The 15347-nt window shown below is 63.7% G+C and carries 12 protein-coding genes; 5 read left to right on the top strand and 7 right to left on the bottom strand.

Annotation, left to right across the window (positions count from 1 at the left end; translation table 11 throughout):
• Positions 1-109: 109 nt before the first annotated feature.
• The 4 genes from recG to sciP all read right to left on the bottom strand — a co-directional run bounded on the left by recG (position 110) and on the right by sciP (position 5500).
• Positions 110-2200 carry an ATP-dependent DNA helicase RecG gene (recG, locus tag ROE7235_RS02935; protein WP_121093176.1) on the bottom strand — a complete coding sequence of 697 codons (2091 nt, stop codon included), beginning with the start codon at positions 2198-2200 and terminating at the stop codon, positions 110-112.
• 1 nt (position 2201) lies between these two features.
• Entirely contained in the window at positions 2202-4337 is a 2136-nt protein-coding gene (ligA, locus tag ROE7235_RS02930; protein ID WP_121093175.1) for an NAD-dependent DNA ligase LigA, read from the bottom strand.
• Between the two features lie 73 nt (positions 4338-4410).
• The gene (gene ctrA / locus ROE7235_RS02925) at positions 4411-5133 is read right to left on the bottom strand and encodes a response regulator transcription factor CtrA (RefSeq protein WP_121093174.1); all 723 of its coding nucleotides are present in this window, start codon (positions 5131-5133) and stop codon (positions 4411-4413) included.
• An 88-nt stretch (positions 5134-5221) separates the two neighbouring features.
• Positions 5222-5500: a CtrA inhibitor SciP gene (gene sciP, locus ROE7235_RS02920; protein ID WP_121093173.1), complete on the bottom strand. Its 279-nt coding sequence runs from the start codon at positions 5498-5500 to the stop codon at positions 5222-5224.
• Between the two features lie 134 nt (positions 5501-5634).
• Between sciP and mnmA the strand changes: the two genes are divergently transcribed.
• The 4 genes from mnmA to alr all read left to right on the top strand — a co-directional run bounded on the left by mnmA (position 5635) and on the right by alr (position 9717).
• The gene (gene mnmA, locus ROE7235_RS02915) at positions 5635-6774 is read left to right on the top strand and encodes a tRNA 2-thiouridine(34) synthase MnmA (RefSeq protein ID WP_121093172.1); all 1140 of its coding nucleotides are present in this window, start codon (positions 5635-5637) and stop codon (positions 6772-6774) included.
• 90 nt (positions 6775-6864) lie between these two features.
• On the top strand, positions 6865-7818 hold the full coding sequence (gene pdxA / locus ROE7235_RS02910) for a 4-hydroxythreonine-4-phosphate dehydrogenase PdxA (RefSeq protein WP_121093171.1): 954 nt from the start codon (positions 6865-6867) through the stop codon (positions 7816-7818).
• Positions 7815-8651: a 16S rRNA (adenine(1518)-N(6)/adenine(1519)-N(6))-dimethyltransferase RsmA gene (gene rsmA / locus ROE7235_RS02905; RefSeq protein WP_121093265.1), complete on the top strand. Its 837-nt coding sequence runs from the start codon at positions 7815-7817 to the stop codon at positions 8649-8651. Before pdxA ends, rsmA begins: the two co-directional genes overlap by 4 nt.
• A 31-nt stretch (positions 8652-8682) precedes the next feature.
• Positions 8683-9717, top strand: coding sequence for an alanine racemase (gene alr / locus ROE7235_RS02900; RefSeq protein ID WP_121093170.1), 1035 nt, complete (start codon positions 8683-8685; stop codon positions 9715-9717).
• Between the two features lie 48 nt (positions 9718-9765).
• On the opposite strand, the gene glyS is transcribed toward alr, so the two are convergent.
• From glyS to ROE7235_RS02885, 3 genes are read right to left on the bottom strand one after another with little or no spacing between them, the layout of a single operon-like run.
• Entirely contained in the window at positions 9766-12006 is a 2241-nt protein-coding gene (gene glyS, locus ROE7235_RS02895) for a glycine--tRNA ligase subunit beta (protein WP_121093169.1), read from the bottom strand.
• Between the two features lie 3 nt (positions 12007-12009).
• Positions 12010-12519, bottom strand: a complete 510-nt coding sequence (locus tag ROE7235_RS02890) for a DUF6446 family protein (RefSeq protein ID WP_121093168.1) — start codon at positions 12517-12519, stop codon at positions 12010-12012.
• Positions 12519-13451, bottom strand: coding sequence for a glycine--tRNA ligase subunit alpha (locus ROE7235_RS02885; RefSeq protein WP_121093264.1), 933 nt, complete (start codon positions 13449-13451; stop codon positions 12519-12521). The genes ROE7235_RS02890 and ROE7235_RS02885 overlap by 1 nt, the downstream gene beginning before the upstream one ends.
• 128 nt (positions 13452-13579) lie before the next feature.
• On the opposite strand from ROE7235_RS02885, the gene ROE7235_RS02880 reads away from it, so the two are divergent.
• A complete protein-coding gene (locus ROE7235_RS02880) occupies positions 13580-15331 on the top strand; it encodes a serine protease (protein ID WP_121093167.1) in 1752 nt (583 codons plus the stop codon).
• Positions 15332-15347: the final 16 nt, after the last annotated feature.

Below are 15347 nucleotides of genomic sequence, written 5' to 3'. Positions count from 1 at the left end.
CATCGCGCGTCCGGCTTTGCTTTGCAGGGATGACATGGGCTACCTCCTTTGCTCTGTTAACCTTATGTTCACATTTGTTCCACTTTTAGTCAAGAACCAAATTGGAACATTAGCCGATTGACAGATATTGGATCGCCTTGTCCTGCTCCATCAGCCAGAGCGCAACACGGGCGGCACGACCGCGCGGGGTTTCCAGTTGCGGGTCGTCATGCAGCAGCTTGCGCGCATCCGACTGGGCCAGCGCCATCAGCGCGGCCTGTCGTTCCAGATCGGCCACGCGAAAGCGCGGAAGTCCCGATTGCGCCGTGCCGATCAGGTCGCCCGCGCCGCGAATGGCCATGTCTTCTTCGGCAATGCGAAACCCGTCTTCAGTGTCGCGCAATAGTTTCAAGCGGCGCGCGGCGGTCTCTCCCAGCGGCGGCTCATAAATCAGCAAACAGGTCGAGGCATCCCCCCCGCGCCCCACGCGCCCCCGCAACTGGTGCAATTGCGCCAGCCCGAAACTCTCGGCGCGCTCGATCACCATGATGGTCGCATTGGGCACGTTCACGCCCACTTCGATGACCGTTGTGGCGACCAGAAGCTGCGTCTGCCCGGCGGCAAAGCGCGCCATTGCGGCGTCTTTCTCGGCGGGCGGCAGTTGCCCATGCACCAGCCCGACCGCATTTTCACCGAATGCCGCGCGCAGGTGTTCGAAGCGGGTTTGCGCAGCGGTCAGGGTGCTGACCTCGCTATCCTCGACCAGCGGGCAGACCCAATAGGCCTGCCGCCCCTCTGCAATGGCGTGGCGCAGTTTGGCCACCACCTCGTCCAGCCGCGCCGATGCCACAAGCGCGGTGGTGATCGGCTTGCGACCGGGCGGTTTTTCGTCCAGCACCGCCACATCCATATCGCCGTATTGCGCCAAGGATAGCGACCGCGGAATGGGAGTGGCGGTCATGACCAGCACATCCGCCCCCTCGCCTTTCGCTGCCAATGCGGCGCGCTGCGCGACGCCGAAACGGTGCTGCTCATCCACTACCGCAAGCCGCAGATCGGCAAACTCGACGCCTTTCTGGAACACTGCATGGGTGCCGACAAGAATGTCGATCCGCCCCGCCGCCAGATCGGCCAGTTTTGTCGCCCGCTCGCCGCCTTTGTCGCGACCGGTCAACAGCTCCAGCCGCACGCCCGCCGCCTGCGCCAGGGGCGTCAGGCTTTCCAGATGCTGACGCGCAAGGATCTCAGTCGGGGCCATCAACACGCCCTGCCCGGCCGCCTCGTTGGCGATCAGCAGCGAAAGCATTGCGACCAGCGTTTTGCCCGCGCCCACATCGCCCTGCAACAGCCGGTTCATGCGGCGCGGGCTGGCCATATCGGCGGCAATCTCTTGCACCGCGCGGGTTTGCGCGCCAGTGGGTGCAAACCCCAAAGATGCCAGCACCTGCCGCTGCAAAACCCCTGTGCCCTGCGTCACCCGTCCGGGTTTGCGGCGCGCTGTCGCCCGCGCTAGCGCCAGCGTCAGTTGATGAGCGAAGACCTCGTCATAGGCCAGCCGGGCGCGCGCAGGCGCTTCTGACGCAAGATCACCCAGACCTTGCGGCGCATGGGCCGTGCGCACTGCATCCGCCCAATCTGGCCAGCCCTTTCGGGCCTTCAGCGCGGGGTCGATCCAATCCTCCAGCGCGGGCAGCCGTTCGAGCGCACTGCCAATAGCGCGCGAGATCAGCTTTTGCGACACACCCGCGCAGAGCGCGTGCACCGCTTCAAATTGCGGCAGGGCCTCGGCCTCTTGCGCGCGCAAGACATGGTCGGGATGCACCATCTGTGCGATCCCGTCGAACAGTTCGACCTTGCCCGACACCACGCGCCGCTGACCTGTGGGCAGCAACTTTTGCAGGTAGTCGCCGCGCGCGTGAAAGAACACGAGTTGGAATTCCATCTCTGCGTCGCGCACAAATATGCGGTAGGGCCGCCCGCGCGTGCGTGGCGCATGATGTGTGCCGACCTGCACCTCTACCGTGGCAATAGCCGGAAAATCTAATCCCATCAGTGTGTTGCGCCTGCGCCGGTCGATCACGCCCTGCGGCAAGTGGAACAAAAGATCGCGCGGGGTTGCGATGTCCAGCGCTTCGAAATTGCGCGCGGTCTTGGGGCCGATCCCGTCCAGCCCGTCCAGCGCCCCAAAAAGCGGAAATAACGTTTCGGGCCGCGTGGCCATGTCAGAGCGCCCCGATCAGCGACAGCCAGGCATCTTCGTCGATCACCTCGACCCCGAGCGCCGTGGCTTTGGTGGCCTTGGACCCGGCACCCGGACCCGCGATCAGAATGTCGGTCTTGGCCGAAACGGACCCCGCGACCTTGGCGCCCAGGGCTTCGGCGCGCGCCTTCGCCTCGGCCCGTGTCATCCGCTCCAACGTGCCGGTAAAGACCAGCGTTTTGCCGGCGACGGGGCTGTCGGAAACCGGGCGTGCGGCGTTCTCGATGGTCAAGTGCGCTGCAAGCGCGTCGATCTCGTCGCCTTCGGCCTCGAATGCGGCAAGGGCCGCGCGCGCCATGACCGGCCCGACGCCGTCGATGGACAAAAGATCGGCATGGGCCGCGCTGGTGTCGTCCTGCGCCTGTGCCATGGCGGCGCGCAACTCGGGCCATGTACCGTAGTGGCTGGCCAGCAACGCGGCAGATGTTTCGCCAATATGCCGGATGCCAAGCGCAAAGATGAACCGCGCCAGCGGGATGGTGCGTTTCTCGTCAATCGCCGCGAAGAGCTTGTTGGCAGACGTGTCCCCCCACCCCTCGCGGTTTTTCAACTGGCGAGGCTGACCGGGGCCGAACCGCTCGGCCAGCGTGAAAATGTCGCGCGGCGTGGCGATCCAGCCATCGCGCCAGAACGCCTCGACCTGTTTCGCGCCAAGCCCTTCGATGTCAAAGGCGGCACGGCTGACAAAGTGTTTCAGCCGTTCAACTGCTTGGGCGGGGCAGACCAGCCCGCCGGTACAGCGGCGCACCGAATCGCCCGGCTCGCGGATGGCGGGGCTGCCGCAGTCGGGGCAGGTTTCGGGGAAATTGTACGGCGCGCTGTGTTCGGGCCGTTTGGACAGGTCCACATCGCGGATTTTCGGGATCACTTCACCGGCGCGATACACCTCGACCCAATCGCCCGCGCGGATGTCGCGGCCTTCGCGAATCGGCGCGCCCTTGGAATCGCGCCCGGCAATGTAATCTTCGTTGTGCAGCGTGGCGTTCGACACGACAACACCGCCGACCGTGACAGGGGCCAGTCTTGCGACAGGGCTGAGTGCGCCGGTGCGCCCGACCTGAATCTCGATGGCTTCCAAACGGGTCCAGGCGCGCTCGGCGGGGAATTTATGCGCAATCGCCCAGCGTGGCGTGGTCGAGCGCAGGCCAAGACGGTCTTGCAGCGCCAGATCGTCAAGCTTGTAGACCACACCGTCAATGTCGTAGCCGAGCGTGGCGCGCTGCGCCTCTATTCGCGCATAGGTTGCAAGCATGTCGTCCAACCCTGCACAGCGGCGCATTTCGGGGTTGGTGGCAAAGCCCAGCGTGGCGAGTTTGGACACCGCGTCAATCTGGGTGTCGGCCAAGGGCGCGGACAACTCACCCCATGCATAGGCAAAGAACCGCAAGGGCCGCGCGCGCGTGATCGCCGGGTCCAATTGGCGCAACGAGCCCGCGGCGGCGTTCCGCGGGTTGGCAAATGTTTTCGCGCCGCGCGCGTCTTGGCGGGCATTCAGCGCGGTGAAATCGTCATGCGCCATATACACCTCACCCCGCACTTCCAGCAGCTCGGGCGCATCCGGCAGTGTTTGGGGAATATCCGCGATCTCGCGCGCATTGGCGGTCACGTCCTCGCCGGTTTCGCCATCGCCGCGGGTCGCTGCGTGGGCAAGCCGCCCGCGTTCGTATCGCAGCGACAGTGACAACCCGTCGATCTTCGGTTCGGCGGTGAAGGCAAGCGGCGCGTCCTCCGGCATGCCCAGGAAACGACGGATACCAGCCACGAATTCCGCGATATCCTCGTCAGAAAAGCCATTGGCCAGCGACAACATGCGCCGCGCGTGCCGGATTTTGCCGAATGCCTCGGATACGGCGCCACCCACACGGGCCGATGGGCTGTCGGCACGGACGAGATCGGGAAACCGCGCCTCGATCGCGGCATTGCGCTGGCGCAGGGCGTCATACGTCGCATCGTCCAGAATGGGGGCATCATCGGTGTGATAGGCCGCATCGGCGCGTGAGATATGGTCGGCCAGACGCGCAAGCTCGGTGCGCGCCTGATCTTTCGTCAGGTCGGACACCGCGATATGTGCCACGTCCTTCGCCATTTCGCCCGACATGCAAGCCCCCGCGCCTCGGTTATGCTGCCCAACGTGATAGGGCGCGGGATGTGTCGCGTCCAGCCCCGCCGGATCAGGCCGAAATGGCGCGCGGCTTTTGCGGTGCGACGTCGGACTGCGCGATAGGATCGCGCAGAACATAGCCGCGCCCCCAGACGGTTTCGATATGGCTGTCCCCGCCGGTCGCTTCGGCAAGTTTCTTGCGCAACTTGCAAATGAAAACGTCGATAATCTTCAATTCCGGTTCATCCATGCCGCCATACAGATGATTGAGGAACATTTCCTTGGTCAGCGTGGTCCCTTTGCGCAGGCTGAGCAATTCGAGCATCTGGTATTCCTTGCCGGTCAGATGCACGATCGCGCCATCCACCTCGACCGATTTCGCGTCAAGGTTGACGTTCAACCGGCCCGTGCGGATGACCGATTGTGCATGGCCTTTGCTGCGGCGGATAATGGCGTGGATACGCGCGACAAGTTCTTCGCGGTGGAAGGGCTTGGTAAGATAGTCATCTGCCCCACCACCGAACCCGCGAAGTTTGGTATCCGTGTCCAGATCGCCAGTCAGAATCAGCACCGGCGTGTCTACCCGCGCGACCCTGATCTGGCGCAGCACGTCCAAGCCTGCCATGTCGGGCAGGTTAAGATCCAACAAAATCAGATCGTAATCATAAAGCTTGCTGAGTTCGACCGCGTCTTCACCAAGATCAGTGCAATAGACGTTAAAGTTCGAATGCGTCAGCATCAGTTCGATCGAGCGGGCGGTGGTCGGGTCGTCTTCAACAAACAGCACGCGCATTTGGGTTCTCCATTATCGCCGATGACCCAAGCTTCGAATAAAAGCGTTAATTCTAGGTTACCGTGCGTCAATAAAGATCATACTCGCCCTATGGTTGTCTATACCTTTGCAATGCCGTGACTTTCAAAGCCTCGATCCCGTGGCTTTCCACCGCATTGGCCCAAAGATCGAACTCTTCGTCTGACAGACCGTAGCGTTCCAGCGCGGCCTTGCGCGACAACAGCCCTGCACCCACCGCCTGCACCACCACCGCCTTGCGGCTGGCCACCCAACGGCGCGTGTCCGTTGGTGGCAGATCGGCCAGTGTCAGAACCGTCCCGTCCGCAAGGCTGACCGCGCGCGGCCCGTCCACTTTCTTGATATACATAAGGCACCCTCCTTGGTTCATCGCCCGTATGGACCCAGAATTACGCGGGAGGGTTAAGCAGAGGTTGAATCGAGGGGTTGAGAATAGACAGCATTTTCTTATATTTCGCGCTTGTTCGCCCGGAGTGACGTAAAATGCCCTATGACCCGCCGCTGAATTCGCTCGGGCTGCCCAAGCCGGTGGCCGAAACCCGCGTGGTCGTGGCCATGTCGGGCGGGGTAGACAGCTCTGTCGTGGCTGCCGAATTGGCGGCCGAAGGATATGATGTGGTCGGCGTGACCTTGCAGCTTTACGATCACGGCGCGGCGCTGGCGAAAAAAGGTGCCTGCTGCGCGGGCCGCGACATTCACGATGCGCGCCGCGTCGCCGAGGAAATGGGCTTTCCGCATTATGTGCTGGATTACGAATCGAAATTCCGCGACGCGGTGATCGACGAATTCGCAGATGCTTACCTGGGCGGCGCGACGCCGGTGCCCTGCATTCGCTGCAACGAGCGCGTGAAGTTCCGCGACCTGCTGGAAACCGCCAAGGACTTGGGCGCGGATTGCATGGCGACGGGACATTACATTCAGCGCAAAGCCGGGGATTTGGGCGCAGAATTGCACCGCGCCGCAGACCCCGTGCGCGACCAGAGCTATTTCCTGTTCTCGACCACGCAAGAGCAACTGGACTACCTGCGCTTCCCGCTGGGCCATCTGGCGACCAAGGCAGAGACACGGGCGCTGGCCGCCAGGCACAGGTTGGCCGTGGCCGACAAGCCCGACAGCCAGGATATCTGCTTTGTGCCCGATGGCAATTATGCCGCCGTGATCGAGAAACTGCGCCCCGGCGCGGGCGAGCCGGGCGAGATTGTCGATATGGACGGCCATTGTCTGGGCACGCATGAGGGCGTGATCCATTACACGATCGGGCAGCGGCGCGGGCTTGGTATCGGTGGGCTGACGGAGCCATTGTATGTGGTCAAGCTTGACCCTGACATGCGCCGCGTGGTCGTCGGCCCGAAAGAGGCTTTAGCCACCCGCACGGTGCCCGTGCGCGAGGTGAACTGGCTGGGCGATGCGCCATTCGAGAGCCAGAAGGAATGGCACCTGTCGGTCAAGCTGCGCTCGACCCGACCGCCCGCGCCCGCGATCATCCGGCCCCTGTCGGCGGTCGAGGCCGAGGTGGAGCTTCTGACGCCCGAAGAAGGGATCAGCCCCGGACAAGCCTGTGTGTTTTATGACGGTGAGGGCACGCGGGTTTTCGGCGGCGGCTGGATATGGAAAGGGCGCTAAGGGGGGCGTGCGCCGCCCCCCTCTGTGCGCTTTCGCGCCCATTCACCCCCTTGCGGAGTATTTCCGGCAAGATGAAAAGGAGTGCTGCGCATGGGTGAACGACCGCTTGTGATGTCCTGCGGCGACCCGTCCGGGATCGGGCCAGAGATTGCGGTGAAGGCGTGGGAAGCCATCGGGCGCGAGTGCCCCTTTGTGTGGCTGGGCGATCCCAAACATCTGCCGGACGGGTGCGATTTCCGGGTGGTGCCGGACCTGACTGCGCCTGCGAGTGGTGCACTGCCGGTGCTGCCGGTCTCATTTGCGGCAGCAGCCCATGCGGGCCAGCCCGACCCGGCCAACGCGGCGGGCGTGATAGAGGCGGTCCGACGCGGGGTAGAGCTGGTGCAATCGGGTGCCGCGCGGGGGCTTGTGACCTGCCCCATCCACAAGGCCGCGCTGAAAGCGGGGGCAGGCTTCGGGTTTCCTGGCCATACCGAGTACCTTGCGCATCTGGCCGGGATGAAACGAGTCGTGATGATGCTGGCCAGCGACACCTTGCGCGTGGTGCCGGTGACCATCCATATTCCGTTATCTGACGTGCCGCGCGCCCTGACAGCCGATGCGCTGGAAGACACCATCCGCATCACCCATGCCGCCCTTATCCGAGATTTCGAGATCGCGCACCCGCGCATTGCCGTGGCGGGGCTGAACCCCCATGCGGGCGAGGATGGCACGATGGGGCATGAGGATGGCACCCTGATCGCGCCCGTGCTGGAGCGGCTGCGCGCCGAAGGGATTGACCTGCGCGGCCCGCTGCCCGCCGACACCATGTTCCACGCGCCCGCCCGCGCGCGCTATGACGCGGCGGTGTGTATGTATCACGATCAGGCGCTGATCCCGATCAAGACGCTGGCCTTTGATGAGGGGGTGAATGTCACGCTGGGGCTACCTTTTGTGCGAACGTCACCCGATCATGGCACGGCCTATGACATCGCGGGCCAAGGCGTGGCGCGGCCCGACAGCCTGATCGCGGCCCTACGCATGGCATGGAACATGGGCGCATGATCGACACCCTGCCGCCCCTACGCGACGTGATCCGCACGCATGAGCTGCGCGCGAAAAAGAGCTTTGGCCAGAATTTCCTGCTGGACCTGAACCTGACGGCGCGGATTGCGCGGGCGGCGGGGGACTTGGCGGGGTCGGATGTGCTGGAGGTTGGCCCCGGCCCCGGCGGGCTGACGCGCGGCTTGCTGAGCGAAGGCGCGCGGCGGGTGCTGGCGATTGAAAAAGACGCGCGGTGCCTGCCCGCGCTGGCCGAAATTGGCGAAGCTTATCCCGACCGCTTGACCGTTATCGCGGGCGATGCACTGGCGGTAGACCCGCTCGCGCATCTGACGCCGCCGGTGAAGGTGGTGGCCAACCTGCCCTACAACGTCGGCACCGAATTGCTGATCCGCTGGATGACGCCGCAAACATGGCCGCCCTTCTGGGACAGCCTGACACTGATGTTTCAGCGCGAAGTGGCCGAACGCATTGTCGCGAAGCCGGGGGCCAAAGCCTATGGGCGGCTGGCGCTGATGGTGCAATGGCGGGCCGAGGCCAAGATCGTGCTGCACCTGCCGCCAGAGGCGTTCACCCCGCCGCCCAAGGTCAGCTCTGCCGTGGTGCATATCACGCGGCTGGACACACCGCGCTTTCCCGCCGACGCACGCGTTCTGGAACGCGTGGTGGCCATGGCGTTCAACCAGCGGCGCAAGATGCTGCGCGCGGCGCTGAAGGGGCTGCACCCGCAGATAGAGCCGCTGTTGCACTCTGTCGGCATCGCGCCCACCGCGCGGGCCGAGGAAATCGGGCTGGAGCAATTCTGCGCTTTGGCGCGGGCCGTGAAAGGCGCTTGACGGGGGCGGCTGGCGCAGGCAAGGGGCAGATATGGCACAGGCAGAATTACAGATCGACCTTGGCGCATTGCAAGCGAACTGGCGCGCGCTGGATGCACTGACAACGGTGGAAACCGCCGCGACGGTCAAGGCCAATGGCTACGGGCTGGGCGCCGGTCGCGTGGCCCGCGCGCTGGCAGATGCCGGTGCGAGGCGTTTCTTCGTGGCTGTGGCCGAAGAGGGCGCGGCCGTGCGCGCGGCCATTGGCCCCGACTTGCCGATCCATGTCTATGGCGGGCATATGCCGGGCGATGCGGGCCTGATCCGCGATGCAGGGCTGATCCCGATGCTCAACTCGGTCGAGCAACTGACGCGGCAGTTCGAAAACCTGCCCGGCGCGCCCTTTGGCATCCAGCTTGACACCGGCATGAACCGGCTGGGGATGGAGCCTGCCGAATGGGCCAGCGTCGCCGAAATCGCCCTTGGCGAAGGGCCCAGCCTGATCATGTCGCATCTGGCCTGTTCGGACGACCCGGGCCACGCGATGAACGCGCAACAACTCGCGACCTTTCGCGACCTGACCGATGGCGCGGGCGTGCCGCGCTCGCTCTCGGCCACTGGCGGGGTGTTGCTGGGGCGCGACTACCATTTCGACCTGACACGTCCGGGCATCGGCCTGTATGGCGGCTTGCCCTTTGCCGATGCGCAACCGGTCGTGCGCCTGTCGATCCCGGTGATCCAGACGCGGATCGTGGCCGCAGGCGAAAGCGTGGGCTATGGCAACAGCTTTACCGCCCCGCGTGACATGACCGTGGCCACCATTGCCGCGGGCTACGCAGATGGCATCCAGCGCGCGCTGTCGGGGCGTGTCACGCTCTGGGCGGGCGATGTGCCCTGCCCGCTGGTCGGGCGCGTGTCGATGGACCTGCTGACCATAGATGTCAGCGCGGTGGACGGGCCGGTGGAACGGCTGGACCTGCTTGGCCCGCATCAGGGGGTCGATGCGGTGGCCGATATCATCGACACCATCGGGTATGAGATATTGACCGGGCTGGGGCCACGTTACGCGCGCGTTTACAACGCGTAACGGGGTTTGCCGGCGGTGATCAGCGGTGCCGCAGGGGCTGAGCCGGCCCTACCCGTTCACCTTGGTCAGATCCGCCACCTGCAAGCAGGTCGCGCGAATGCGGTGCAGCAGGTTCAGGCGGTTGCGGCGCAGGATCTGGTTCTCGGCATTGATCTGCACGGCGTCAAAAAACGCATCAATCGGCGCGCGCAGACCGGCCATGGCGTGCATGGCGGTGGCGAAATCCTCGGATGCCATGGCGGGGGTGATTGCGGCCTCGGCGTGGTCGAGCGCCGCGAACAGCGCGCGTTCTGCGTCGGTTTCTGCCAGTTTCGGCTCGGGGCCGAAGCTGTATTCCACCCCGTCCTTTTCTTCCGCTTGGGTCAGGATGTTGTTCGCCCTCTTGAACCCTTGCAGCAGGTTCTCGCCATCGTCGGTTTTCAGCAGGTCCGACAACGCCTCGGCACGTTTGACCAGTAGCGTCAGGTCGTCATTGTTGGGCATGGCAAGGCAGGCGTCGATCACGTCATGCCGGACGCCCTGATCACGTAGGTAGACCTTGAGACGGTCGTGGAAGAAGTTTGTAAGATCATTTATTGCAAACTCGGACTTATTTTGGAGGGTTTTCTCATCCCTTAACGCCTCTATTGCTTCGATACCGACCTTCGTTGCCTGCATTTTTGCTTCAAGCAGGATCTGGCGAATCTGAGGATCTTGTGACTCAGGAATTTGCGAACTTAGGGCAAAATACTCGTTACTTTTCATCGCCAGATCGACGATGTGATTAACAATAGGCTTCATTAGCATACTAGTGATGCCACCGCGCACTTTATTCCCCAACACCAACCGAATTACCCCCAACGCCGCACGGCGCAGGGCAAAGGGGTCTTTCGAGCCGGTGGGCTTTTCGTCAATCGCCCAGAACCCGGTCAGCGTGTCCAGCTTGTCGGCCAGCGCCACGGCGACCGTGACGGGCGCGGTGGGCACGTCGTCGGAAGGGCCGAGGGGCGAATAATGGTCGCGGCAGGCATCGGCCACCTCTGGCGCGTAGCCGCCTTTCAGCGCGTAATAGCGCCCCATAACCCCTTGAAGTTCCGGGAATTCGCCGACCATACCAGAGCGCAGATCAGCCTTCGCCACGCGCGCGGCTTGCTCTGCCATTTCGGCATCCGCGCCCAGCAACGGCGCAATCTCGCGCGCCAGTGCCGCGATACGCTCAATCCGGTCGGCCTGCGAGCCAAGTTTGTTGTGGAAGGTCACGTCAGACAGCCCTGCCCCCATGCCTTCCAGCTTCACATCAGAAACCAGCCGCAAGTCATTGTCCCAAAAGAACTTCGCATCCGACAGCCGCGCTGCCAGAACCTTCTGGTTCCCCGCCAGAATGGTCGCGCCCTGATCCGCCGTGTCGCGGTTCGCGACCGTCACGAACCCTACGATCTGCCCAGCTTTCGGGTCGCGCACGGAAAAGAACTTCTGGTGTTCCTTCATAGAGGTTTGCAGCACCTCGGGTGGCAGGTCCAGAAACTGCTCCTCGATCCGCCCCATCAGAACAACAGGCCATTCGACCAGCCCCGCGACTTCTGCCAGCAGGCCCTTGTCCTCGACCAGTTCCAGCCCTTGGGCGAAGGCCAACTGGCTCGCTTCGTTCCAGATATGGCCCGCGCGTTCCGCCGGGTCCAGAATCACCTTCGCGCGCTTTAGCTTTGCCGCGTAATCCTCGAAATTCGCAACGGAAAACGTATCCGGCACCATGAAGCGATGCCCGCGCGTGGTGTCGCCCGAGACGATCCCGTCCACGTCCAGCGGCACCACCTGCGCGCCATCCTCTTGCGACAGGATGCAAAGGATCGAATGCAATGGCCGCACCCAACGCAAAGACCCGGTGCCCCAGCGCATCGACTTCGGCCATGGGAAATTGCGGATCGTGCGTTCCAGCACTTCGGCCACGATCACGGGTGCTGCGCGCCCTTCGGTCGTGACATGGGCAATATAGACCTGCCCCTTCTTGTCGTCCTGAATGCTCAGGTCGTCCATGCTCAAACCGGTCGAGCGCAGGAAGCCTTCAATCGCCTTTTCGGGCGCGCCCACCTTGGGCCCGCGCCGTTCTTCGCACAGGGTCGGGCTATGGTCGGACAGGCCCTGCACCGCCAGCGCCAGACGGCGCGGCGTGGCGAAGGCGGTGGCATGGGCATAGGTCAGCCCGGCGTCGACCAGCCCGTCGGTGACAAGCTTTTTCAGCGCATCCGACGCGCCCGCCTGCATCCGCGCCGGAATTTCCTCGGAGAAGAGTTCGATCAGTAGGTCAGCCATGGGTCATTCGGTCCGTTGCGGCGGAGGGGGGCAGCCCGGCGGCACCGGATCACCATCGAAATGGGCGGTGCCGCAGGCGTTGATCTGGTGCCACGCATAGGCGCGGCCATCGGGGAAGACGGCAGCAATGCGGTCGATGCCGTAGGTGATATTGGCCTGCGCGGTGATCGCCTGTGCCTCGCGCGCGCGCAGGGCAGCGCCGATGGCCGCTGCATCGAAGCAGTCAAACCAGCCGGGGGCGTTCAGGGGCGTGGCACCCTCATAGGGCGCGAAGTCAGACGCGGGGTCTGCCAGCGTGAAACAGGCGCGAAACCGGATGGGAGAGCTGATCGCGTCAATCCCTTCGAACGCGGTCACAGGCACTTCGGCCGGCGTTGTTTCCCCTGCGTAGGTCAGCGCGATGCTGTCTTGCTCGGGCAACACATCATAATAGCCGTAAACCTGCAAATACCACATGCCAGCGCCGCCAAGCGCGGCACAGGCCAGCAGCAGGACCACCAGAAACCGCCCCATCACGCGCTGCCCGCAGCGGTCTGCACAAAAGCATCCGCGCACATCTTGGCCAGCGCACGCACGCGCCCGATATAGGCTTGGCGTTCGGTCACGGAAATGACGCCGCGCGCGTCGAGCAGGTTAAAGAGATGGCTGGCCTTGATGCATTGGTCATAGGCGGGGTGCGCCATGATGATGCTGCGGCCTGCGCTGTCGGTGGCATCTGCGGATATGATGCGCTGGCATTCGGCCTCGGCATCCTTGAAATGCTGCAAGAGGGTGTCCGTGTCGGCCTGATCGAAATTCCAACGCGAATATTCCTGCTCGGTCTGGCGGAAGACATCGCCATAGCTCAGCGGGATCATGGCGTCGGGCGCGTTGAACGGCATGTCCATGACATGGTCCACACCCAGCACATACATGGCCAGACGTTCCAAGCCGTAGGTCAGCTCGCCAGAGACCGGCTTGCAATCATGCCCGCCGACCTGCTGGAAATAGGTGAATTGCGACACTTCCATCCCGTCGCACCACACTTCCCAGCCCAGCCCCCAAGCGCCGAGCGTGGGGGATTCCCAGTCATCCTCGACAAAGCGGATGTCGTGCAGCGCATCGTCGATGCCGATGGCGCGCAGGCTGCCCAGATAAAGCTCCTGCAGATCGGGCGGCGAGGGTTTGATGATGACCTGATATTGGTAATAATGCTGCAATCGGTTCGGGTTTTCCCCGTAGCGCCCGTCTGTGGGGCGGCGCGACGGCTGGACATAGGCCGCCGCCCAAGCGCGCGGCCCCAACGCGCGCAGCGTTGTGGCGGGGTGAAACGTGCCCGCGCCCACTTCCATGTCATAGGGCTGCAGCACCGCGCAGCCCTTGGCCGCCCAGTAGTTTTGCAACCTCAGGATGATTTCCTGAAAGCTCTGTGGCTTTTGTGAACGGTTTTCAGCAGCTTCCGCCATGTCGGCCCCTTGCCATGTCAGCGCAATCTCGTAAAGCTGCGTCTGCATAGGCAAGCAACCGACAAGGGTCAACGCCGAAACCGGGTCGACGCGCGCGGGATGGAACCACGGGGAAGGAATTGGACAAGATGACACGGCATTTCAGCACGGCAGCATTTCTGGTCGCAACTGTTTCGGGACTGGCATTCGGGCCGGCCTTGGCCCAGGACGCACGCTGGGTGCAGCTTGAGGCGCATAGAGAGTTCGACGATGCGCTGGAGCGCGCGCAGGAATACCAGCAGAGCATTGGCAATGTCAGCGGGTTCCAACTGCCGTCGGACTGGTATGCGCTGGCCCTTGGCCCGTTCGAAACCGATACCGACGCGTTTGCAGTGCGCCGCCAGTTGCGTGCTGAACGCACGATCCCTGCGGATGCGTTCGTTTCGAATGGCGAAAATTATGGTGCACGGTTTTTTCCCACCGCTGGCACGGCGGTCGCGCCGCAAGCCCTGCCCGATGCAGACCCTGCGCCGGAACCCGAACCACTGGTCGTGGCAGAACCCGAGCCCGAACCCGAGGAAACCTTGGGCGAGGCGCGCGCGTCCGAACGCTTGCTTGACCGTGACCAACGGGCAGATCTGCAAATCGCATTGCAATGGTTCGGGTATTACACCCAGCGCATCGACGCCGCATTCGGCGGCGGCACCCGCCGGTCCATGGCCGGATGGCAGGCCGACAAGGGGTATGACGACACCGGCGTTCTGACAACGCGGCAGCGCGCCGAGTTGCTGGCCGAGTATCAGGGCGAATTGGCGGCTTTGGGGATGCAGACCATCCGCGACGAAGATGCGGGCATCGAGATCGCACTGCCTTTGGCCATGGTCGAATTCGACCGCCACGAAGCGCCCTTCTCGCACTTCCCGTCCAAGGATGACAGCGGGGTGCAGGTCTTGCTTTTGTCGCAGCCGGGCAATCAGGCCACGTTGTTCGGCCTGTATGAGATCATGCAGACGCTGGAGATTGTTCCGCTGGAAGGCGCGCGCGAACGCCGCTCGAATTCCTTCACACTGACTGGTCAGAATGACGAATTGCGCTCGCACACATTTGCGCAGTTCCGCAACGGGCAGATCAAGGGGTATACGCTTGTCTGGACGCCGGACCGCGACGACCAGATGGCGCGCGTTCTGCCGATGATGGAAGACAGCTTCAGCACGTTCGGCGGCACCCTGCCCGAAAGCACTGGGCAGGCCAGTCAGGTCGCGCGCAGTGCCTTGCTGGCAGGGCTGAGTGTGCGCCGCCCCGAATATTCACGCTCCGGGTTCTACATCGACGCCACGGGCACCACGCTGACCACCGCGCAGGCCGTCGCGCAATGCGACCGTGTCACCATTGACGAAGCGTATACCGCCCGCGTGCGCGCAGTGGACGAGGCCTTGAACCTTGCGGTTCTGGAGCCCGAAACGCCGCTTGTGCCGCTGGCTTTCGCGCAATTTGCCGAAGGGGACGCGCCCTTGGGGCAGGAAATCACGATCTCTGGCTTTTCGTTCGAGGATATGCTGACCCGTCCCGTCCTGACCTTCGGGCGGCTGGACGCCACCGGCGGGCTGAACGGCGAAGACGGTGTCCTGCGCCTGAACGCCACTGTCGAACAGGGTGATTTGGGCGGGCCTGTCTTTGGCGCGAATGGCGCGGTGCTGGGGCTACTGTCGGGCCAGCCGGAGCTTGCGAACCGCCAGCTGCCACCAGAGGTTAATTTCGCGGCCTCTGCGCAGGCGATCCGCGAATTTCTGGGCGCAAACGGCGTGTCCAGCGGCACGCTGCGCGCAGGCGTCACCGTGCCGCCAGAGCATCTGACACGCATAGCGGGTGATCTGACGGTTCTGGTGTCGTGCTGGAACTAACGCAACACTAAGCCTG

Source organism: Roseinatronobacter ekhonensis (assembly GCF_900499075.1).
GTDB classification, from domain to species: domain Bacteria; phylum Pseudomonadota; class Alphaproteobacteria; order Rhodobacterales; family Rhodobacteraceae; genus Roseinatronobacter; species Roseinatronobacter ekhonensis.
The sequence above is the reverse complement of the archived record's forward strand: the minus strand, read 5'-3'. Positions and strand labels throughout refer to the sequence as shown.